18 protein-coding genes and 1 pseudogene are annotated in these 20,103 nt (G+C 69.2%); 8 read left to right on the plus strand and 11 right to left on the minus strand.

Annotated elements, in window-relative coordinates:
• Positions 1-88: 88 nt before the first annotated feature.
• Genes BS329_RS03130 through BS329_RS03140 form a run of 3 tightly spaced genes read right to left on the minus strand, consistent with a single transcriptional unit; the run spans position 89 to position 2,192 of the window.
• Complete coding sequence (locus BS329_RS03130) at positions 89-925, minus strand: amidohydrolase family protein (protein ID WP_076155486.1); 837 nt, start codon at positions 923-925, stop codon at positions 89-91.
• Positions 922-1,893, minus strand: a complete 972-nt coding sequence (locus BS329_RS03135) for an aldo/keto reductase (RefSeq protein WP_076155488.1) — start codon at positions 1,891-1,893, stop codon at positions 922-924. Before BS329_RS03135 ends, BS329_RS03130 begins: the two co-directional genes overlap by 4 nt.
• Positions 1,890-2,192 carry an L-rhamnose mutarotase gene (locus BS329_RS03140; protein WP_076155489.1) on the minus strand — a complete coding sequence of 101 codons (303 nt, stop codon included), beginning with the start codon at positions 2,190-2,192 and terminating at the stop codon, positions 1,890-1,892. The genes BS329_RS03135 and BS329_RS03140 overlap by 4 nt, the downstream gene beginning before the upstream one ends.
• A 106-nt stretch (positions 2,193-2,298) precedes the next feature.
• Here BS329_RS03140 and BS329_RS03145 point away from each other — a divergent pair, with 106 nt between their 5' ends.
• Complete coding sequence (locus BS329_RS03145; protein ID WP_076155491.1) at positions 2,299-3,009, plus strand: FadR/GntR family transcriptional regulator; 711 nt, start codon at positions 2,299-2,301, stop codon at positions 3,007-3,009.
• A 106-nt stretch (positions 3,010-3,115) separates the two neighbouring features.
• On the opposite strand, the gene BS329_RS03150 is transcribed toward BS329_RS03145, so the two are convergent.
• Genes BS329_RS03150 through BS329_RS03175 form a run of 6 tightly spaced genes read right to left on the minus strand, consistent with a single transcriptional unit; the run spans position 3,116 to position 9,620 of the window.
• Positions 3,116-4,120: an ABC transporter permease gene (locus tag BS329_RS03150; protein ID WP_076155492.1), complete on the minus strand. Its 1,005-nt coding sequence runs from the start codon at positions 4,118-4,120 to the stop codon at positions 3,116-3,118.
• Positions 4,117-5,637 (minus strand): sugar ABC transporter ATP-binding protein, encoded by a 1,521-nt coding sequence (locus BS329_RS03155; protein WP_076155494.1) that lies wholly within the window; start codon positions 5,635-5,637, stop codon positions 4,117-4,119. Before BS329_RS03155 ends, BS329_RS03150 begins: the two co-directional genes overlap by 4 nt.
• Positions 5,634-6,677, minus strand: coding sequence for a sugar ABC transporter substrate-binding protein (locus tag BS329_RS03160; RefSeq protein WP_076155495.1), 1,044 nt, complete (start codon positions 6,675-6,677; stop codon positions 5,634-5,636). The genes BS329_RS03155 and BS329_RS03160 overlap by 4 nt, the downstream gene beginning before the upstream one ends.
• Before the next feature lie 27 nt (positions 6,678-6,704).
• Positions 6,705-7,463: an SDR family NAD(P)-dependent oxidoreductase gene (locus BS329_RS03165; RefSeq protein WP_076155497.1), complete on the minus strand. Its 759-nt coding sequence runs from the start codon at positions 7,461-7,463 to the stop codon at positions 6,705-6,707.
• On the minus strand, positions 7,456-8,760 hold the full coding sequence (locus BS329_RS03170; RefSeq protein WP_076155499.1) for an enolase C-terminal domain-like protein: 1,305 nt from the start codon (positions 8,758-8,760) through the stop codon (positions 7,456-7,458). Before BS329_RS03170 ends, BS329_RS03165 begins: the two co-directional genes overlap by 8 nt.
• Entirely contained in the window at positions 8,760-9,620 is an 861-nt protein-coding gene (locus tag BS329_RS03175; RefSeq protein WP_076155500.1) for a fumarylacetoacetate hydrolase family protein, read from the minus strand. Before BS329_RS03175 ends, BS329_RS03170 begins: the two co-directional genes overlap by 1 nt.
• A gap of 210 nt (positions 9,621-9,830) precedes the next feature.
• Between BS329_RS03175 and BS329_RS03180 the strand changes: the two genes are divergently transcribed.
• Positions 9,831-11,075, plus strand: coding sequence for a Bcr/CflA family multidrug efflux MFS transporter (locus BS329_RS03180; RefSeq protein WP_076155502.1), 1,245 nt, complete (start codon positions 9,831-9,833; stop codon positions 11,073-11,075).
• Between the two features lie 29 nt (positions 11,076-11,104).
• Here BS329_RS03180 and BS329_RS03185 read toward each other — a convergent pair.
• Positions 11,105-11,476, minus strand: a pseudogene (locus BS329_RS03185) (oxidoreductase C-terminal domain-containing protein); the annotation flags it as partial.
• Positions 11,477-11,746: 270 nt separating this feature from the next.
• On the opposite strand from BS329_RS03185, the gene BS329_RS03190 reads away from it, so the two are divergent.
• The 3 genes from BS329_RS03190 (at position 11,747) to BS329_RS03200 (ending at position 15,938) form a co-directional block, all read left to right on the plus strand.
• Positions 11,747-11,965: a hypothetical protein gene (locus BS329_RS03190; protein WP_084749342.1), complete on the plus strand. Its 219-nt coding sequence runs from the start codon at positions 11,747-11,749 to the stop codon at positions 11,963-11,965.
• A 58-nt stretch (positions 11,966-12,023) separates the two neighbouring features.
• Positions 12,024-14,006 carry an SDR family oxidoreductase gene (locus BS329_RS03195; protein WP_076155505.1) on the plus strand — a complete coding sequence of 661 codons (1,983 nt, stop codon included), beginning with the start codon at positions 12,024-12,026 and terminating at the stop codon, positions 14,004-14,006.
• A gap of 114 nt (positions 14,007-14,120) precedes the next feature.
• Positions 14,121-15,938: a hypothetical protein gene (locus BS329_RS03200; protein ID WP_076155506.1), complete on the plus strand. Its 1,818-nt coding sequence runs from the start codon at positions 14,121-14,123 to the stop codon at positions 15,936-15,938.
• 74 nt (positions 15,939-16,012) lie between these two features.
• On the opposite strand, the gene BS329_RS03205 is transcribed toward BS329_RS03200, so the two are convergent.
• Positions 16,013-17,341, minus strand: coding sequence for an aminotransferase-like domain-containing protein (locus tag BS329_RS03205; RefSeq protein WP_076155508.1), 1,329 nt, complete (start codon positions 17,339-17,341; stop codon positions 16,013-16,015).
• 87 nt (positions 17,342-17,428) lie between these two features.
• On the opposite strand from BS329_RS03205, the gene BS329_RS03210 reads away from it, so the two are divergent.
• The 3 genes from BS329_RS03210 to BS329_RS03220 are packed head-to-tail and all read left to right on the plus strand — an operon-like array spanning position 17,429 to position 20,103.
• Positions 17,429-18,247: an ABC transporter ATP-binding protein gene (locus BS329_RS03210; protein ID WP_076155510.1), complete on the plus strand. Its 819-nt coding sequence runs from the start codon at positions 17,429-17,431 to the stop codon at positions 18,245-18,247.
• 27 nt (positions 18,248-18,274) lie between these two features.
• Positions 18,275-18,931, plus strand: a complete 657-nt coding sequence (locus BS329_RS03215; protein ID WP_076155511.1) for an O-methyltransferase — start codon at positions 18,275-18,277, stop codon at positions 18,929-18,931.
• Positions 18,931-20,103 (plus strand): serine hydrolase domain-containing protein, encoded by a 1,173-nt coding sequence (locus BS329_RS03220; protein WP_076155513.1) that lies wholly within the window; start codon positions 18,931-18,933, stop codon positions 20,101-20,103. The genes BS329_RS03215 and BS329_RS03220 overlap by 1 nt, the downstream gene beginning before the upstream one ends.

Consider the following 20,103-nt stretch of genomic DNA (forward strand, 5'->3'; position numbering starts at 1 on the left):
CGGTGGCCGCGCTCGACACCGGAGTCACGCTTCGGCCGCGAGACTGACTGGACGACACACGTGATCCGGCGGACGACACGCGAAACCATCATCCGGGCACCGGCAAGAGGCGATAGGCCCGCCGCGCCGTCCCGTCGAAGAACTCCAGCCGCTCCGCGTCGCTCAACGAGCCGGTCAGCGAGAACGCCGTGTCGACGACGACCTCGTACGCGGCCGCGAGTTCGCAGACCGGCCAGTCGGAGCCGAACATCAGCCGCGAAGCCCCGAAGGACTCCAGTACGTGTTCGGCCCAGCGCGCCAGATGTCCGACCTTCCACTGTGCCCAGTCCGCCTCGGTCACCAGCCCCGAAAGCTTGCAGTACACGTTGTCCAGCTTTCCCAGCGCCGCGACCCCGTCCGCCCACGGCTGCCATTCCCCCGAGGAGATCGGCGGCTTCGCGGCGTGGTCGAGTACGAAGACCTGGTCCGGCAGCGCGGAAGCCGTCGCGAGCGCCGCCGGAAGCTGGGGTGGCTTCACCAACAGGTCGTACGCCAGCCCGGCCTCACCGAGAGCGGCCAGTCCCCGCAGAACCTCGGGCCGGCTGAGCCACGACGGGTCCGGTTCGTCCTCCACCTGGTGCCGGATTCCCACCAGGGGACCGGAAAACGCGGCGAGACGCTCGGCGACATCGGACGCGGTGAGATCGACCCAGCCGACGACGCCCGCGATCAGCGGTTCGGCACGGGCGACGGAGAGGAACTCGTGCGTCTCCTCTTCCGACGAGACCGTCTGCACCAGCACGGTCCCCTTCACTCCGGCCGCCTCGGTCACCGCGCGGAGATCGTCCACTGTGTACGGACGGCGGATCGGGTCCAGTGCCGCCCCCGTCATCCACGGGTAGTGCCGCCGTGAGGGATCCCAGAGATGGTGGTGCGCGTCGATCACGACTGTCCTTCCGGCCGCAGCGGGGTGTCCTCTCGCACCAGTCCCGCACGGATCAGGTCCGTCCACAACTCGCGCGGCACCGGGCGGCGGAACCGCTCGGCGTTGAGCCGGACCTGGCCGGGATCGTGCGCGCCGACGACGACCGACACCACCGCCGGATGCGCGGCGGGCAAGGCCAAGGCCGCCTGAGGGAGTTCGACACCGTGCCGCCCGCAGACCTCGGCGATCCGCTGGGCCCGCTCGACCAGTTCGGCCGGGGCCTCGGCGTAGTCGTACATCGTGCCGGGCGACGCCGTGGCGAGGATCCCGGCGTTGAACGCGCCACCGGCCACCACGCCGACCCCGCGTTCCGCGCACAGCGGCAGGAGATCGTCGAGGGCGGGCTGGTTGAGCAAGGTGTACCGGCCCGCCAGCAGGATCACGTCGAGGTCGAACCGCCGGACGAACTCGGTGAGCATCGGCGCCTGGTTCATCCCGGCCCCGATGGCGTCGACGACACCCTGCTCCCGCAATTCGAGCAGCGCGGGGAAAGCGCCGTTGACGGTCTCTTCGAAGTGTTCGTCCGGATCGTGCACGTAGACGACGTCCACCCGGTCGAGCCCGAGCCGCTCCAGACTGTCCTCAAGCGACCGGAGAATCCCGTCGCGGCTGAAATCCCAGCGGCGTTTGTACGCGGCGGGAACGACGAAACCCTGCGAGTCGGTCCGCGAAGCGCCGCCGGGATCGGGTTCCAGCACGCGGCCGACCTTGGTCGACACCACGAAGTCCGCACGGGAGTACGCCGAAAGCGCCGCCCCCAGCCGTCGTTCCGACAGGCCGAGACCGTAGTGCGGGGCGGTGTCGAAATACCGGATGCCTTCGTCCCACGCCTGCCGCACGGTCGCTTCGGCCGTCTCGTCGGTGATGGCGTGGTACAGATTGCCCAGCTGCGCGCAGCCGAGCCCCAGTGGGGACAGGGGGATCTTCACGGAAGCTCCCAAACCAGGCCGAGGCCCGAATCGTCACCCGAGTAGTCGTCTTCGACGTCGAGCAGTTCCGACATCCTGGCCTGCCAGGGAATGTTGGCCGGATGATCGCGCAGTGTCGCGCGCATCTTCGCGTAATCCTCGACCTCCACCAGGTGGAACAGGTCGAGACCGGCACGCCAGATCCGCCACGAGCGCACCCCCGCGGACCTCAGCGCTTCGTCGAGATCGACCGGGATGACGGCGTGGACCGACTCGTATTCGGCCTCCTTACCCGGCTTCAACCGGGTGTGGAGTGCCACTCTTTGTAGTGCGACACCGTGGGTCACCGCGCCTCCTCAGCTCGAAACATGGCACTCTGTCAACTAACACTCAAACATCCGAGGTCTTCGGGGAGGGCGGTGGAACATGCCGGTCACCGATGTCGCGATCGACAAGATCAAGGACATGATCATCTCCGGCGAGCTTGCTCCTGGCGACAGGCTGCCGAAGGAGGCCGAACTGGCCCAGCGGCTCGGCCTGTCCCGCAGTTCGCTGCGCGAAGCGGTGAAGGCCCTGTGCCTGATCCGCGTACTCGACGTCCGGCAGGGCGACGGAACGTACGTCACCAGCCTCGAACCGAATCTCCTCCTCGACGCGATGACGTTCGTGGTGGACTTCCACCGCGACGACACCGTGCTGGACTTCCTCGCCGTCCGCCGGATCCTCGAACCGGCCGCGACGGCGATGGCCGCGATGCACATGAGCGACGAGGACATCGCGGACCTAGGCCGCCTGCTCGACGAACTGGCCGACTCGCCGACCGTGGAGGCGCTGGTCGCGAACGACCTGCAGTTCCACCGCAAAATCGCCGACGGCTCCGGAAATCCGGTGCTGTGCTCGCTGCTGGACAGCCTGTCCGGCCCCACCGCGCGTGCCCGCATCTGGCGCGGGCTCACCCAGGAGGGCGCGGTCGCGAAGACCCGCGAGCAGCACTCGGCGATCTACGAGGCCATCGCCGCCCGTGAACCCGAACTGGCGCGTTCGTGGGCCACCGTGCACGTGGCCGGGGTCGAGCAGTGGCTCCGCAACGCCCTCGGCACCGCCGACGACCCGACCGCGGCCGCCGAAGCTTCCTGACACAGCTACCTCCATTTGGGTCCTCGAACCGCCCTTGGGCGTGTTATGAACGGTCCGTTCATTACAAAATCCTGTAATGAACGGACCGTTCATAACACCCCGCGGGCTAGGTCTGAGCCTTCCCGCCGGCATAGCGGGAAATGATCAACGCGACCAGGATGATCACGCCGTAGATCGCCTTCAGCCACTCAGGCGGCACCTGCGCCACTTGCAGCAGGTTGGTGACCGTCTGCAGGAGCAGGACGCCGGTGAGCGCCCCGACCAGAGTGCCCTTCCCACCGTCGAGGGAGACACCGCCGATCACCGCAGCCGCGAACACCTGAAGGATCAATCCGTCGCCCTGATCCGCACCGAGCGCCCCGACGTAACCGGTGTACGCGAGCCCGCCGAGCGCGGCCAGCACGCCCGCCACGACGAACACGCCCCACGAGATCCGGTCGACGCGGATACCGGCGGCCCGCGCGGCTTCCCGGTTGCCGCCGATGGCGTACAGCGATCGGCCGATCCGGTGATACCGCAGGCCCAGCCCGAAGACGGTGAACAGCGCCGTGGCCAGCCATACCGACATCGGCAGCCCGATGAACGTGGTCGTCGCCAGCGCGGTGAACACGTCCAGCTGGTCGAACAGCGTCTTCCCCTGGGTGGAGCCGATCTGCGTGCCACGCAGCACCGTCAGCATCGCCAGCGTGACGATGAAGGCGTTCAGCTTCAGCTTGACGATCAGGAACCCGTTCACGAAACCGATGGCGGCACCGGCCACCAGCACGGCGAGGATGCCCGCGAAACCGGGGAATTCGGTGCCGAAGCCCGAGGACGCCACCGGGATCACCAGCATCGCGCCCAGCGCGGGCGCCATGCCCATGGTGGATTCCAGTGACAGGTCGAACTTCCCGGTGAGCAGGACCAGCGATTCGCCCAGCACCACCATCGACAGCGCCGCCGAGGCGGACAGGATGCCGACGATGCTGCCGAAGGTCAGGAACGTGTCGCTGATCAGTCCTCCGATGATCAGCACCACGACGAGGGCGGGCACCAGCGCGAGTTCGCGCAGCCAGCGGAACTTCCGGCGTTTCGGCGGAGCCGCGAACGACGCTGCCGGGTCTGTTGTCAAGGCTCGACTCCTTCGATGTCGGCCACCAGATCGCCGTCGGACCAGCCTGCCCGGTGTTCGGCGACCACGGCACCGGCGCGCAGCACCAGTACCCGGTCGCTCAGGCGCAGATCGTCCAGTTCGTCGCTGACGATCAGTACCGCCTTGCCCTCGGCCCGCACCCGGTCGACGACCGCGAGCAGGGCCTCCTTCGATTTCACGTCAACGCCCGCGGTCGGGTTGATCAGCACGACCAGCCGGGGATCCCCGGCCAGCGCGCGGGCAAGGACGACCTTCTGCTGGTTGCCGCCGGAAAGGTCGGACACCGGCTGATCGGCGTCGGCCGCGACGATGTCGTAATCCTTCAGCGCCTTCGAAGCCTTCGAGTACCGGACACGCGGTGGCACGAGACCGCCCTTGCCCATCCGGTCCAAAATAGACAGTGTGGTGTTGTCCATGATGGAGTGGTCGAGCACCAGCCCTTCGTGATGCCGATCTCTCGGCACACAGCCGATTCCGGCGCGGATCGCGGCCGGGATGTCGCCCGGCTTCAGTGCCTTGCCCTCGACCTCGACCGCACCGGAGGACGGCGAGCGCAGTCCGTACACGGTTTCCGCGACCTGGTGCTTGCCGCTGGCGTTGCTGCCCGCGAGACCGATCACCTCACCGCGATGGACCCGGAAGCTGACGTCGTGGAAGCCGTCACCGGAAAGCCCGTCGACGGTCAGGACCTCGTCCGCGTCCGAAGCCAGCGCCTCACGCGCCGAAGCGTCGCGGACGGAAAGGCCGCCCTGTTCGCCGGTCATCGCGTCGATCAACTCGGCCCGGCCGACCTCCGATACCGGCGCGGTGAGGATGTGCTTGGCGTCGCGCAACACGGTGACCGCTTGGCAAACCTCGTACACCTCGTGCAGGTGGTGCGAGATGAACAGGAACGTCACCCCGTTCGCCCGCAGCTGGCGCATCCGGTCGAAGAGCCGCTCGATCGCCTGGCTGTCCAGTTGCGCGGTCGGCTCGTCGAGGACGATGAACCGGGCGCCATGGGAAAGCGCCCGCGCGATCTCCACGAACTGCCGGTCCTCGACCGAAAGCTCACCTGCCGGGGTGTCGACGTCCACGTGGACGTCCCAGGACTCCAGCAGGTCCTTGGCCTGGCGGCGCAGACGCTGCCAGCCGATCGCGAAGCCCTTGCCGGACTGCCGGTTCAGGAACAGGTTCTCCGCGACCGTCAGCTGAGGGACGACCATCGCGTGCTGGTACACACAGGCGACCGCGCGCTTCCAGTCGTCCTGTCTGGACAACGGCGGCGCGGGGACGCCGCCGAACTCGACGTGGCCGGTGTCCGTTTTGGACAGTCCGGTGAGGATGGAGACGAGGGTGGACTTCCCCGCGCCGTTGCGGCCGACGAGCGCGTGCGACTCGCCGGGGTGGACGGTGAGACTGACGTCGGACAGCGCCACGGTCGGGCCGTAGCGTTTACCGACGCCCTGTGCGCTGACCACCGGTACGGCGGCGGAGCCGGCGGGCAGCGCGCTCACAGGTTGTTCCCCCACAGGGCCTTGTCGTCCACGTTGTCCTTGGTGACCACGGGGGCGGGAAGCTGGTCCTCCAGAATTCCGGGCCGGACCTCGACGATCGTGCTGCCGTGGTCGGTCGGCCCTGCCTTGAAGGTCTCCCCCGCCATCGCCTTCTTGATCCAGTACATGCCGTACTTGGCGTAGTCGTCGGCGGGCTGGGAGACGGTCGCGTCGAGTTCACCCGCGCGGATCGCGGCCAGTTCCTGCGGGATGCCGTCGTTGCTGACCAGCACGACGTGCTTGGGGTCGCCGACCGGGAAGTAGAGGTTCTTGCGCTTGAGCGCCTGCTGCGTCGGTGCCAGGTAGACGCCGCCCGCCTGCATGTACACGGCCTTGATGTCCGGGTTTGCGGTCAGCAGACTGTCCAAACCGGACGACGCCTTGTCCGCCTTCCACTCGGCGGCGACCTCCAGCACTCCGACGTCCGGGAACTTCGCCTTCATGCATTGCCGGAACGCTTCGGAGCGGTCACGGCCGTTGATCGAGGCGAGGTCGCCCAGCACCTGCACGACCTTGCCCGAAGTGACCTTCGCGCCGATCGCCTCGCAGGCCTTGGTGCCGTACGCCTTGTTGTCCGCGCGCACCACCATCGCGACCTTGCCACTCTCCGGTGCGACGTCGACGGCCACCACCGGAACGCCCTTGTTCTCCGCGGCCTTGAGGCCGGCCACGACGGCGGCGGAGTCGAGCGGCGTCACGACGAGACCCTTGATCCCTTCCCTGAGCAGGGTGTTGATGTCGGTGATCTGCTTCGCCGAGTCGCTGTCCGCGTTGACCGTCGGCAGCGCTTCGACACCCTGTTCCTTCGCCTTCAGCGGTACGTAGTTGTTGTAGGCCTGCCAGAACGGCGAGGTCAGCAACGGGATTGTGGCACCGACCTTGCCACCGTGGGCCCCACCGGCACCCGGTGCCGGCGCGTTGTCCTTCGTGGACCCACAGGCCGACAGGGCCAGGCCGAGCGCGGTGGCCGCGGCGGCCACCTTGATCACCCTCGTACGCACCGCATCCTCCTTGACGACAGCGGGAACCTACTGCTGGACCGGGCCGCGCGGACGCAGCCCGTACATACCTCCGTCGACGGCGAGAGCCGTTCCGGTGGTCGACGCGGACAGCGGACTGGCGAGGTACGCGATCGAGTGCGCGACCTCGTCCGCGGTCACCAGCCTGCCCATCGGCTGGCGGGCGGCCAGCGCCGCCCGTTCGGCTTCCGGGTCACCGGCGGAGTCGAGCAGCCTGCCGACCCACGGGGTGTCCGCGGTGCCGGGGCAGACGCAGTTGACCCGGATCCGGTCGGCGAGGTGATCGGTCGCCATCGCCAGGGTCAGTGAGAGCACCGCGCCCTTGCTGGCCGAGTACAGCGCGCGGTGGGGCAGGCCCGCCCACGCGGCGATCGAGCAGGTGTTGACGATCGCGGCCGACGGCGACTTCTTCAGATGCGGCAACGCCGCCCGCGCCAGTCGCACCATGCCGACGACGTTGATGTCGAGCACCCGGTGCCATTCGTCGTCGTCGTTGGCGGTGACGTCGCCCTGAGCACCGATCCCGGCGTTGTTGGCCAGGATATCGAGCCTGCCGAACCGCTCCGCGACCGCGTCGATCGCCGAACACACCTCGTCGTCCGAACCGACGTCGCACCGGAATCCGGTGAGGCCTTCGGGGAGGTCATCCGGCTTCAGATCGAGCACCGCGACCGTCGCCCCGCGGGCGGCGAGCAGATCCGCGGTGGCCCTGCCGATCCCGGACGCGCCACCGGTGACGGCGGCGACGAGGCCTTCGAACTCACTCACTGGCAGTCTCCGTCCATTCTGGACCGTCGGGGAAGGTGAACCGGCGCAGCGTCGCGTCGTGCATCCGCGCGGAGAAGCCCGGCGAGGACGGCGCGAGGTAGCGACCACCGGCCACGACGGCCGGATCGGTGAAGTGCTCGTGGAGGCCCTCGACCCATTCGATGGACCGGTCGGCGTCGGAACCGGACACCGCCACGAAGTCGAACATCGACAGGTGCCGCACGAGTTCGCACAGCCCGACCCCGCCGGCGTGCGGGCACACCGGGACGTCGAACTTGGCCGCCAGCAACAGGATCGCCAGGTTCTCGTTGAACCCGCCGACCCTGGCGGCGTCCAGTTGCAGCACCGAGATCGCGCCGGCCTGGAGCAGTTGCTTGAACATCACGCGGTTCTGGACGTGCTCGCCGGTGGCCACCCGGATCGGGGCGAGCGCCTTGGCGATCGCGGCGTGCCCGAGCACGTCGTCCGGCGAAGTGGGCTCCTCGATCCAGTACGGGTCGTACGGCGCCAGCTCGGTCATCCAGGTGATCGCGGCCGAGACGTCCCAGCGCTGGTTCGCGTCCACGGCGACATGGATGGCCGCGCCGACGGTCTCGCGGGCGAGCTTCATCCGGCGGACGTCGTCCTCGAGGTTGCCGCCGACCTTCAGCTTGATCATCTCGAAGCCGTCCGCGACCGCCTGTTCGGCGAGCCGGACGAGTTTCGCGTCCGAGTAACCGAGCCAACCGGGAGACGTGCTGTACGCGCGGTATCCGTCGCGTTCGATCCGGGCGATCCGCTCGGCGCGGCCGGGCTCGGCGGCGCGAAGGATGTCGAGCGCTTCCTGTTCGGTCAGCGCGTCGGAGAGATAGCGGAAGTCGACGAGCGACACCAGGTCCTCAGGCGACATCTCGGCGGCGAAACGCCAGACCGGCAGCCCGGCGATGCGCGCGGCGAGATCCCAGGCGGCGTTGACCACCGCGCCGATCGCCATGTGCGCGACACCCTTTTCCGGGCCGAGCCAGCGCAGTTGCGAGTCGCCGACCAGCGCCCTGGACAGGTCGCCGAGCGCGGCCGCCCCGGTGGGGACGTCCCGGCCGACGACATGCGTTTCGAGCGCGCGGATGGCGGCGGCCTGGACGTCGTTGCCGCGGCCGATGGTGAAGGCGAGCCCGTAGCCGTCCGGGCCGCCGTCGGTGTGCAGCACGACGTACGCGGCCGAGTAGTCCGGGTCCGGGTTCATGGCGTCCGAACCGTCCAGCTCCCGCGAGGTGGGGAAGCGGACGTCGAGCACGTCCATGCCCACGATCTTCGCCATCACGCCTGCCTGACGGTCTGGCGCTGGCGGCCGAGGCCGTCGATCTCGAGCTCGATGACGTCACCTTCCCGCAGGTACGGCTTGGGATCGGGCTGACCGAGCGCGACGCCCTGCGGGGTTCCGGTGTTGATGAGGTCACCCGGACGCAGCACCATGAACTGGCTCAGATAATGCACGATCTCGGCGACCGTGAAAATCATGTCCTTGGTGGAGGAGTCCTGTTTCTTCTCGCCGTTGACCCACAGTCGCAGGCCGAGGTCCTGCGGGTCGGGCACCTCGTCGGCGGTGACCAGCCACGGGCCGAGCGGGTTGAAGTTCTCGCACGACTTGCCCTTGTCCCACTGGCCGCCGCGTTCGAGCTGGAACTCGCGTTCGGATACGTCATTCGAAACGGTGTACCCGGCGACGTACTCGAGGGCTTCTTCGACGCTGTCGAGATAGCGAGCGGTCTTGCCGATGACGACGCCGAGCTCGACCTCCCAGTCGGTCTTCGTCGAGTTCCGCGGCACGAGCACGTCGTCCTCCGGGCCGACGACGACGTCGGAGGCCTTCATGAAGACGACCGGCTCGGCCGGGACGGCGGCGCCGGACTCCTCGGCGTGCCGCCGGTAGTTGAGGCCGATGCAAACGACCTTGCCCGGCCGGGCGATCGGCGCGCCGACCCTGGCCCCCGCGGCTTCGGCACCGGCTTCGGGCAGCTCACCGGCGGCCAGCGCGGCCGCGACCCTGGCGACGCCGTCGCTCGCGAAGAAGCTGCCATCGATGTCGGCGGTCAGCCCCGCGAGGTCGCGCACCGTGCCATCTCCGGCACGCACGAACGGACGCTCACTTCCCGGCTCCCCGAGACGCACCAGTTGCACGGATTTTCCCTTCCAACCAAACCATCGGCAACGAACAGACATCCGATGTATACCCGACGAGTTCCGCAAGATCCAGGGGTGGTCTCGATCCGTCTGGAAAATTGATCGGATCAGTCGCCGAAAGTCGGCGTGCCCTACCTCACAGCGGGAATAGTTACCTACTCTAAGCAAGTTGTTCTCTGCGGAACCATCACTGGGGAGAGGAAGAGCATGACCATCGCGCCCGAGCGAGTGGCTGAACCCGTCGCGCGCCCGATCACGACCGGACGCGCCCGGTTCGTCCTGATCCTCGGCGGCCTGTCCGCCTTCGGGCCCCTGTCCATCGACATGTACCTGCCCGCGCTGCCGCAGATGGCGGGGGAACTGCGCGCGGCGGACGCGACCGTCCAGCTCACGCTGAGCGCGTTCATCATCGGGCTCGCCATCGGCCAGCTCATCCTCGGCCCGCTGTCCGACGCGATCGGCCGCCGCAAACCGCTCGTGGCCGGACTCGCCCTGTACATGGTCGGCTCGATCCTGTGCGCCATCGCGCCGAGCGCCGAACTGCTCATCGCCGCCCGCGGCGTCCAGGCCTTCGGTGCCGCGGCGGGCATCGTGATCGCCAGGGCGACCGTGCGCGACCTCTATTCCGGCACCGCGATGACGAAGTTCTTCTCGCTGCTCATGCTGGTCAACGGGCTCGCCCCGATCCTGGCGCCGATCATCGGCGGCCAGATCCTGAACTGGACCTCGTGGCGCGGCGTGTTCGTCTGCCTGACCGTGTTCGGCGCGATCCTGCTCGCCGTCGTCTTCTTCCTGCTGCCGGAACCGCTGCCCGAGGAACGCCGCACACCCGCGCGCTTCGGCTCGGTGATGCGGACCTACGCCGGTCTGTTCCGCGACCGCGGTTTCCTCGGCTACGCGCTGGCTTCCGGGTTCATGTTCGGCAGCCTGTTCGCCTACATCTCCGGATCGTCCTTCGCGCTCCAGGGTGTCTACGGGCTCAGCCCGCAGGAGTACAGCCTGGTGTTCGGGCTCAACGGCATCGGCATCGTGGCCGTCGGGCAGTTGAACGGGCGCATCGTCGGACGCTTCCCGGAGCGGACGCTGCTGACCGTCGGCCTGACCGTCGCGGCGGTCGCCGGATTCGGCGTGCTGGCCGCGGCGGTGCTGGACCTGGGTTTGATCGGACTGCTGATCCCGCTGTTCATCCTGGTGTCGAGCATCGGCATGGTCGCGCCGAACGCGAGTTCGCTGGCGCTGGCCGAGCAGGCCCGGTCGGCCGGTTCGGCGTCGGCGTTGCTGGGGGTGCTGCAGTTCGTCGTCGGCGGGCTGGCGACGCCGCTGGTCGGGCTGGGCGGCGCGGGGACCGCGGTGCCGATGGGGATCACCATGGCGGCGTTCGGCGTACTCGCGCTGTTGGCCTTCGGGACCATGACGCGCCCTTCGCGGGCCTTGGTCGTTCCGGCGGCCTAAGCCTCCCCAGGGCGCGATGAAGGACGCTTTCATGGCAAATTTCGCGCCGTCACCGCTGCGTGGCCCTCGACGAGAGCCTTCAGCGCGTCCCCGTCGTCCCACTGGTTGACGTTCATCGCGGCGGTCACCTGCCCGTCCCGCATCCAGAACGCCGTGAAGTCCCGCGCCGCGAGGTCGCCCCGCACGACGAGTTCGTCGAAGAAATACGGGCTCTTGAGGTACGGCTCGTTCTCCTCCAGCAGGTTCCCCGCGACGTGCTCGCCTTGCCACTTCGCGCATCCCCAGTGCTCGACGCGGACGCGTTTTCCGTAGCGGGGATGGAAATACGCGACCCGCGGCGTGGCGCCGACGGCCACCAGCACGACGTCCGCCGGAAGCTCGTCACCACTCTGGAGACGTACGCGGCGGCCGTCGCTCCGGCGAGACCGGCCCCGACGATGACGACCCTGGGTTCGGACACGAAGACCTCCCAAGCAGGCTTCCCTCGGACGCTACTCCGGTCCACCCTCGTCCGGCCTGGCCAATTCAGCTGTCGATCACCCGGTGTTTCGATCACGGAGTGAAGGCTCGGTTAACCCATCAGTAGGAATATGGGGGCAACCCGCGTCACGGCCCCGAAACCGCCTCGTCCCAGCCATGGACGAGAAAGGGAGACCATGGGATACGGGAGGATGAGGACGTTGGCACCGCGGGACGAATGGTCGGTCGGCTGCCGGGATCTCGCGGGCAGGCGCAGTGACGTGACGGTGTTCGTGAGCAGCGACAAGATCGTGCTCGTGGCGCCGCCCGGCGAAGCCGCCGTACTCGGGCCGCTGGACGTGGGGCGCCTGCGCGCCGCGCTCCGCGACGCCGTGGTCGCGGTGGCCGAGCATCCGGATCACAGTGAATGACAACTACCGTTCCTACTTCTGAGTAGGTAGAGTCGGCCCCGTTCGGAAGGAGCCGGCCATGACCACCTATTTCGTGACGGGCGCGACGGGTTTTCTGGGTAAACGCCTGGTTGCGCGCCTACTACGGCGACCTGAGACCGTAGCCGTCCATGTTCTCGTGAGGGAGACCTCACGCGGGAAGCTCCCGAGCCACGAGAAGCTCGTCCCCGTCACCGGCGATCTGACCGAACCCACGCTGGGCATCGACCCGGCCAAAGTGGGCTCACTCGACCACGTTGACCACGTCGTGCACCTCGGCGCGATCTACGACCTCACCGCGGACGAAGCGGCCAACCGCGCGGCCAACGTCGATGGCACCCGCAACGTCCTGGAGTTCGCCGCCGCCGCGAACGCCGGGCTCTTCCACCACGTCTCTTCGATCGCGGTCGCCGGGCAGTACGCCGGGCGCTTCACCGAGGCGGACTTCGACCTCGGCCAGAGCTTCGCGTCGCCGTATCACGCGACGAAGTTCGAGGCCGAGAAACTCGTGCGACGGCACGGGAAAACGCCGTTTCGCGTGTACCGGCCGTCCGCCGTGGCCGGCGATTCGCGTACCGGCGAGATGGACAAGATCGACGGCCCGTACTACTTCCTCCCCGCGATCTCGCGGCTCGCCACACTGCCCCGCCGCCTTCCGCTGGCCGCCCCGGATCTCGGCGCCACGAACATCGTGCCGGTCGACTACGTCGTCGAAGCGCTCGAGCACCTCATGCACGTCGACGCGCCGAGCGGCAGCACGTACCACCTCGCGTCACCGCGGCCGCAACCACTGCACGAGGTCTACAACGCCTTCGCTCGGGCAGCGGGTGGGCCGAGGATCTCCGCCGTCCTTCCCGCACGTGCGTCCGGAGCGCTGAAGCGGGCCGGAACCCGCGTGGCGAGGTCCGCGGCGGCCGGATTCGACCGCGTCCCGGGCGGGCGTTCGGCCCGCGCCTCGGTACTGGCGGAACTCGGCATCCCGCTCGAAGTCCTGCCGCATTTGAGCATGGAGGTCGACTTCGACACGAGCGTGACCACCGCGGCACTCGACGGCAGCGGAATCACCTTGCCCCCGTTGAAGGAGTACGCCGGGCCGCTCTACCGGTACTGGCTCGCACACCTGGACCCCGATCGCGGACGCCGCCGCCGCGGGCCGGAACCGCTCGACGGCCGCAAGGTCCTGATCACCGGTGCCTCGTCGGGCATCGGGCGCGCGTCCGCGCTGGCCGTCGCCGCGAAGGGCGCCGAGGTGATCCTCGTGGCGAGGCGGGCCGATGAACTCGAAGAGGTCCGCGAACAGATCGTCGCGGCGGGCGGGAAGGCGTCCGCGTACCCGTGCGACCTCACCGACGGCGACGCGGTCGACGCTCTGGTCAAGGACGTGCTCGCCGCGCACGGCGCGGTCGACATGCTGGTCAACAACGCGGGCCGCTCGATCCGGCGGTCGCTTTCGCTGTCCACCGAACGGTTCCACGACTTCGAGCGCACGATGGCGATCAACTACTTCGGCCCGGTACGGCTGACCCTCGGCCTGCTGCCGTCCATGACCGCGCGCGGATTCGGCCACGTCGTCAACGTGACCACCCAAGGACTGCAGACCGACACACCGCGGTTTTCCGCTTACCTGGCATCGAAGGCCGCGCTGGAGGAGTTCGGGCTGACCGCCGGACGGGAAACGCTTTCCGACGGCGTCACCTTCACCTCGGTCCGGATGCCACTGGTGCGCACCGACATGATCACGCCAACCGGGTCCTACCGCGGGATGCCGTCGAGTTCTCCCGAACGCGCCGCCGCGCTCGTGGTGAAGGCCTTGGAAAAACGGCCGGAGATCCTGAACCTGCCCGAAGGCACGGCCGCCGAGTTGGTGACGCTCGTCGCACCCAAGACGACGCGGTTCTTCGCACACCTCGTCTACCGCGCGATGCCAGAGTCCGCGCCGGAAACCCGTGGCCTGCCCCGGAAGGCCCCGCTCGCCTCGGTGGCGGGCGCGGTCACCAGGCTGGTCTGGCGCCGCCGTCCCTGACGTCCTCGCCGCCGGGCTCGATCGGGCGACGCCACCGGCCGCTACCATCGGTTTCCGATACGCCGGGGGGTCGGCGGACTCGGGCCGAGGCAGGACGAGGAGGGAAGGGGCAGTGTGGACGTCGCCAGTCCCCCGCTGACGACCGGACCGGACGCCACCGGGATGTCAGCGGTACGTCCGTCCAGGACGGTGCTGCGACTTTCCCTGCACGTGACCTGGGTCCTCGCGCTCGCCGTCGCCACCGAACTCCGGGTGGGGCGCTTCGGTTTCCACCCGTCGGACCAGGGTTTCATCCTCGCCCAGGCGTGGCGCGTGCTGCACGGCGAGGTCCCGCACTCCGGCATCATCTCCGCGCGGCCGCTGGGTTCGGCGTATCTGCACGTCGTCGACTTCGTCCTGCCAGGACCGCTGTTCTTCGTCTCCAGCGTGCTCAGCATGCTGGAGATCATCCTGGCGACCATCGCGTTCGCCGTACTGGTCACCCGTCGCCGCGTCCGCGACTGGGGGCCGGGGCTCACCGGGCTGACGGCGGCCGCGTCGCTGCTGAACCTCAACGGGTTCCCGCTGATGGCGTGGCACACCATCGACGGGATCTTCCTGACCGCCTGCGGCGCTTGGGCGCTGGATTCCGGGCTGCGCCGCGAGCTGGCGTGGCCGCGGCGGCTCGGTCTCGTGCTGCTGGGCACCGCGGTGTTCGTCAAGCAGAGTTTCGCGCCGGTGCCGGTGATCGCGTTGTGCTGGTTGCTGCTGCACCCGTCGCTGCGGGAAGGAGCGTTCCGCACCGGCCGCTGGTGGGCACGCCTGGCATGGGACCTGCTGGCACTGGGCGCCTTTCTGCTTTTCTACCTCGGAATCGTCACCCTCGACGGCGGGCTCGGCGCGATGGCCGAGCAGCTCACCGGCGGTCTCCCCGCGTACGGCGAACGACTTCTCGGGCTGTGGCTGGAAAATCCCGAAACCCTGTTGCGGCCACCAGTGCGGGGCTTGACCTTTTTCGCGATCGCGGGCGTGCTTCTGGCCCTGCTCGGGATCTTCCGCGACCGCGCCGGATTCGCCGGCGCGATCGCCGCGCGGCTGCTGGTGCTGGCCGGGGTGGCGGTGGTGGTCGGCACCGTCGTGGATGGACACTTCACCGGCGCGTCGCGCTGGGCGGACGTTCTGTGGTGGATCCTCGGTGTCGCGCTGCTGGTGAACTGGGTGGCGGCCCGGCGGTTCCCGCGAATGGGCGCGCTGGTCTTCGCGACCGGTTTCATGACCAGCCTGTCCTGGGGAAACGACACCCCGACGCTGTTCACCGGAACGCTGGCGCTGACGGCGATCCTGCTGTTGTCGGACGCGCTGCCGCCGATGACCGAGCCGCCTCGCGCGGTCGCCATGGCCGGCGCCACGGCGATGGGCCTGGTCGCGGTGCTGGCGTCGGGCTGGGCCGTGGTCGCGCATCACGACGAGGCCGCGTACCTCGACATGGCGCACGAGAAGCTGACCGGTGACCTGGGCGCGGTGACGCCGTCGATGCGCGGGATCCGGACGAACCCTGGCACCTTCACCTACATCTCCCAGATCCAGGACTGTGTCACGCGGTTCCCCGCGGGGCGGACCGCGGTCCTGCCCGACAACCCGTTCGCCTACCCCGCCTTCGGCCTGCGCAACCCGTTCCCGCTGGAATGGCCGCTGCCGCTGGAGATCGTCGCCGACGCACCCCAGCGGACGCTGTCGACCGCCGACGACCTCAACCGCGACGGCGACTACCTGGTGCTGTTCCAGACGGTGAGCATGGCGACCCTGACCAAGGGCGGGCCCGTGCCGGCCGAGGTCGCGGGAAACGCGCCGATCTTCGACTACCTCGGGATGGAGAACGCGCTGCGGTCGCGGCTCACCGGGCAGACCGTCACCTGCGGCAGCTTCATCGGGAAGTGGGCACCGCGCCCCTGACCTCCCGCGTTTCGTCCTCTAGTTGCGGTAGTTGGGAGTGCGAACTACCGCAACTAGAGGACGAAACGCGGAGACTAGTCGGCGCCCGCGTCTTCGGGGCGTCCGGCGGCGAGTCCCGCGAGAACGTCAAGAGCGGCCGATAGCGTCTCGATGGGCGGAGAGGACACCGCCAGGCGCACCGCGTTCGGGGCGTGGCCGGGGACGACGGCGAACGCGGCCGCCGGGGTGACCGCGATCCCGCGGCGCGCGGCCGCGGCGACGAAGGTTTCGGCGCGCCAGTGCTCGGGCAGTTCCCACCAGCAGTGATACGCGTGCGGATCGGCGCGCACCGTGAACCCGGTCAGCCGCTCCGCCGTCACCCGCTGGCGTTCCGCCGCGTCGAGGCGTTTCGCCCGTTCGACGGTTTCCAGGGTGCCGCCGGTGATCCACCGGGTGGCGGCTTCGAGGGCGAACCGGGGTGCGACCCAACCGCCCGAGCGCACCGCGGCCGCCAGTCGCTCCGTCCATTCCGGCGGCACGGCGAGGAATCCGGTGGTCAGCCCGGGGGCGAGCCGTTTGGACATGCTGTCGGCGAACACCGTGCGTTCCGGCGCGTACGTCGCGAACGGCCGGATCTCGGGCCGGAGGAAGGTGTAGATCCCGTCCTCGATCACCGGGATGTCCATCCGGCGCACGGTTTCCGCCAGCTCGACCCGGCGCGCTTCGTCCATTGTGGACCCGAGCGGGTTGTGCAACGTCGGCTGGACGTACAGCGCGCGGACCGGCGCGGCGGCGTGCGCGGCTTCGAGCGCTTCGGGCATGAGACCCCAGTCGTCGGTCTCGATGGGCACCAACTGGACGCCGAGCCGCCCGGCGAGCGCCTTGACCACGGGATAGGTGATGGCCTCGACGGCGAGCCGTTCCCCCATCGGCACGAAAGCGGCGATGGCGGCCGCGATGGCCTGGCGCCCACTTCCGGCGAAGAGGACTTCCGGCGTCCAGCCGTCTTTCACGAACAGCCCGGCCGCGGCGTCACGAGCCTGCTTCGAGCCGGTGACGCTCCCCGGCCGCAGTGCCGCGGTGAGGACGTCGTCACGCAGGAGCGGCTCCAGTGCCTTCCCGACCAGCGCGGATTGCTCCGGGAGGACGGCGAAATTGAGTTCGAGGTCGACCGTCGCGCCAGCCGGCTCGGCGAGCGCGGTCTCCAGCGGCGGCTTCGCGGCGCGGACGAACGTGCCGCGGCCGACCTCGCCGACCACGACGCCTCGCCGTACGAGTTCGCCGTAGACCCTGGCGGCGGTGGAGTTCGCGATCCCGCGTTCGCGGGCGAATCGCCGCTGCGGGGGCAGCCGGTCACCAGGACGAAGCCTGCCCGCCTCGACATCGGCGGAGATCTCGTCCGCGACTATCCGGTAGTCCTCCACGCCTCATGATGTCATCGGAGGACGTGGTGAGCCGACTGCGACCTGCGGAACACCGCAACGGCGGTCTCCTAGGTTAGCCTCCCCTGCGTGGACATCCTCACCGAGCAGAGCACGACCTCGCGCCTGCACGCGGACGCGCTGACGCTCGCCTACGACGGCCGGACCGTGGCCGAAGACCTCGGGGTGGTCATCCCCGACCGGTCGTTCACCGTCATCGTCGGACCGAACGCCTGCGGCAAGACGACCCTGCTGCGCGCGCTCGCGCGGATGCTGAAACCCCGCCAGGGTTCGGTGTTCCTCGACGGCCAGGTGATCAGTTCCTTCCCGGCCAAGGAGGTCGCGCGACGGCTCGGCCTGCTGCCGCAGAGTTCGATCGCGCCCGACGGCATCACCGTCGCCGACCTCGTCGCGCGCGGCCGGTACCCGCACCAGCGCCTGCTGCGCCAGTGGTCCCGTGAGGACGCCACCGTGGTCGCGGAGTCCATGCGCGCCACGGGGGTCGGCGACCTCGCCGAGCGGCTGGTCGACGAACTGTCCGGCGGCCAGCGGCAGCGCGTGTGGATGGCGATGGCGCTCGCGCAGGAGACCGACCTCCTGCTCCTCGACGAGCCGACGACCTATCTGGACATCGCGCATCAGATGGACATCCTCGACCTGTGCGCGGAGCTGCACCAGGAGCAGGGCCGGACGCTGGTCGCGGTGCTGCACGACCTCAACCACGCCGCCCGCTACGCGACGCACATGATCGCGATGCGGGACGGGGAGGTACTGGCGACCGGCGCACCCGAAGAGGTCGTCACCGCCGACAACGTCGAGAAGATCTTCGAGCTGCCGTGCCGGGTCATGCCGTGCCCCGAAACCGGGACCCCGCTGGTGATCCCGAAGGCCGGTCGCCGCGCCGCCTGATCGGAGTAGGTTGGCGGCGGAGGTGCCATGTCACAGCAACTGTGGTCCGAAGTGGACGACTACCTGTCCGGGGTGCTCGTCCCGTCCGATCCCGCCCTCGAAGCCGCGCTGCTGGCGTCGGAGAAGGCCGGGCTGCCCTCGATCGCCGTCGCCCCGAACCAGGGGAAGCTGCTCAACCTGCTGGCCAGGATGATCGGCGCGCGTTCGATCCTGGAGATCGGCACGCTCGGCGGGTACAGCACGATCTGGCTCGCGCGCGCCCTGCCGCCGCAGGGCAGGCTCGTCACGCTCGAATTCGACCCGAAGCACGCCGAGGTCGCGCGCGGCAACCTCGACGCGGCCGGGCTCGGCGGGCTGGTCGAGGTCCGCGTCGGCAAGGCACTGGACCTCCTGCCGTCGGTCGAGGGACCGATCGACTTGGCGTTCATCGACGCGGACAAGGTCAACAACCCCGGCTATTTCGAAGCGGCGCTGAAGCTCGTCCGGCCCGGCGGCGTGATCGTGGTCGACAACGTCGTCCGAGGCGGCGCGGTGGCCAACGCCGCCAGCGAGGACCCGAACATCCAGGGGATCCGGCGGCTGCACGAGATGATCTCCGCCGAACCACGCGTCGACGCGACGGCTGTCCAGACCGTCGGCGCGAAGGGCTACGACGGCCTGACCATCGCGCTCGTGAAGTCCTGATGGCCAGGTTCGATCCGGCGGCGCTGCGGCGCGCGCATCGCGTCCTGTCCGGCTACGTCGCCCGCGGCGAGGTTCCCGGGCTCGTGTCCCTCGTCGCGGCCGGCGACGAAGTCCACGTGAACGTCTTGGGCGACAAGGCGTTCGGCGGCCCGCCGATGGAACGCGGCAGTCTCTTCCGGATCAGTTCGATGACCAAACCCGTCACCGCGGTCGCGGCGATGATGCTGGTCGAGGAATGCCGTCTCCGGCTCGACGAACCGGTCGACAGGCTGCTTCCCGAACTCGCGGACCGCCGGGTGCTGACCCGGATCGACGGTCCGCTGGACGACACCGTCCCGGCGGACCGGCCGATCACCCTGCGGGACTTGCTCACCTTCCGGCTGGGGTTCGGCATCGTCCTCGCACCGCCGGGCTCGACCCCGATCCAGCGCGCGATCGACGAACTCGAACTGGCCATCGGCCCGCCGAAACCGGCGACACCGCTCCAGCCGGACGAGTGGCTGCGCCGCCTTGGCTCGCTGCCGCTGCTGCACCAGCCCGGCGAGCGGTGGATGTACCAAGTCGGTTCGGAAGTGCTGGCCATCCTGATCGCGCGCGCCGCGGACATGTCGTTCGAACGGTTTCTCACCGAACGGATCTTCGAGCCGCTGGGCATGGCCGACACCGGTTTCGTGGTCCCCTCCGAGCAGGCGCACCGGTTCACGACGTCGTATCAAGCGGACGAGGTCACCGGTGAACTGCGCGTGTTCGACGGCCCCGACGGCCAGTGGAGCGCGCCGGTGCCGTTCCCGTCCGGCGGCGCGGGACTCGTCTCCACGGCGGACGACTACCTCGCGTTCAGCCGGATGCTGCTGAACGGCGGCGAGCGGCTGCTGTCCCCGAGGTCGGTCGCGCTGCTCACGTCCGACCATCTCACCGCCGAGCAGGCGGCAGGCGGCGCGCCGCTCCTGGATCACGGCCTCGGCTGGGGTTTCGGACTCGCCGTCGTCAACCGGGAAGACGGCCTCGCCACGAAGGGCCGCTACGGCTGGGACGGCGGGCTCGGCACTTCCTGGGCGGCGGATCCGGCCACGGGGCTGACCGGGATCCTCCTCACCCAGCGCGCCGACTGGCCCGCCCCGTGGCACGCGCGCGAAGACTTCTGGACGACGGCGCAGACCTCGCTCACCTGA

Origin of the sequence: Amycolatopsis coloradensis (assembly GCF_001953865.1) — a bacterium.
GTDB lineage: Bacteria > Actinomycetota > Actinomycetes > Mycobacteriales > Pseudonocardiaceae > Amycolatopsis > Amycolatopsis coloradensis.

Excerpts from the sequence above, each read along its gene's own strand:
- BS329_RS03145 (WP_076155491.1), top strand. The coding sequence starts at position 2,299 with ATGCCGGTCACCGATGTCGCGATCGACAAGATCAAGGACATGATCATC.
- BS329_RS03170 (WP_076155499.1), bottom strand. The coding sequence starts at position 8,760 with ATGGCGAAGATCGTGGGCATGGACGTGCTCGACGTCCGCTTCCCCACC.
- BS329_RS03180 (WP_076155502.1), top strand. The coding sequence starts at position 9,831 with ATGACCATCGCGCCCGAGCGAGTGGCTGAACCCGTCGCGCGCCCGATC.
- BS329_RS03190 (WP_084749342.1), top strand. The coding sequence starts at position 11,747 with ATGAGGACGTTGGCACCGCGGGACGAATGGTCGGTCGGCTGCCGGGAT.
- BS329_RS03195 (WP_076155505.1), top strand. The coding sequence starts at position 12,024 with ATGACCACCTATTTCGTGACGGGCGCGACGGGTTTTCTGGGTAAACGC.
- BS329_RS03215 (WP_076155511.1), top strand. The coding sequence starts at position 18,275 with ATGTCACAGCAACTGTGGTCCGAAGTGGACGACTACCTGTCCGGGGTG.
- BS329_RS03220 (WP_076155513.1), top strand. The coding sequence starts at position 18,931 with ATGGCCAGGTTCGATCCGGCGGCGCTGCGGCGCGCGCATCGCGTCCTG.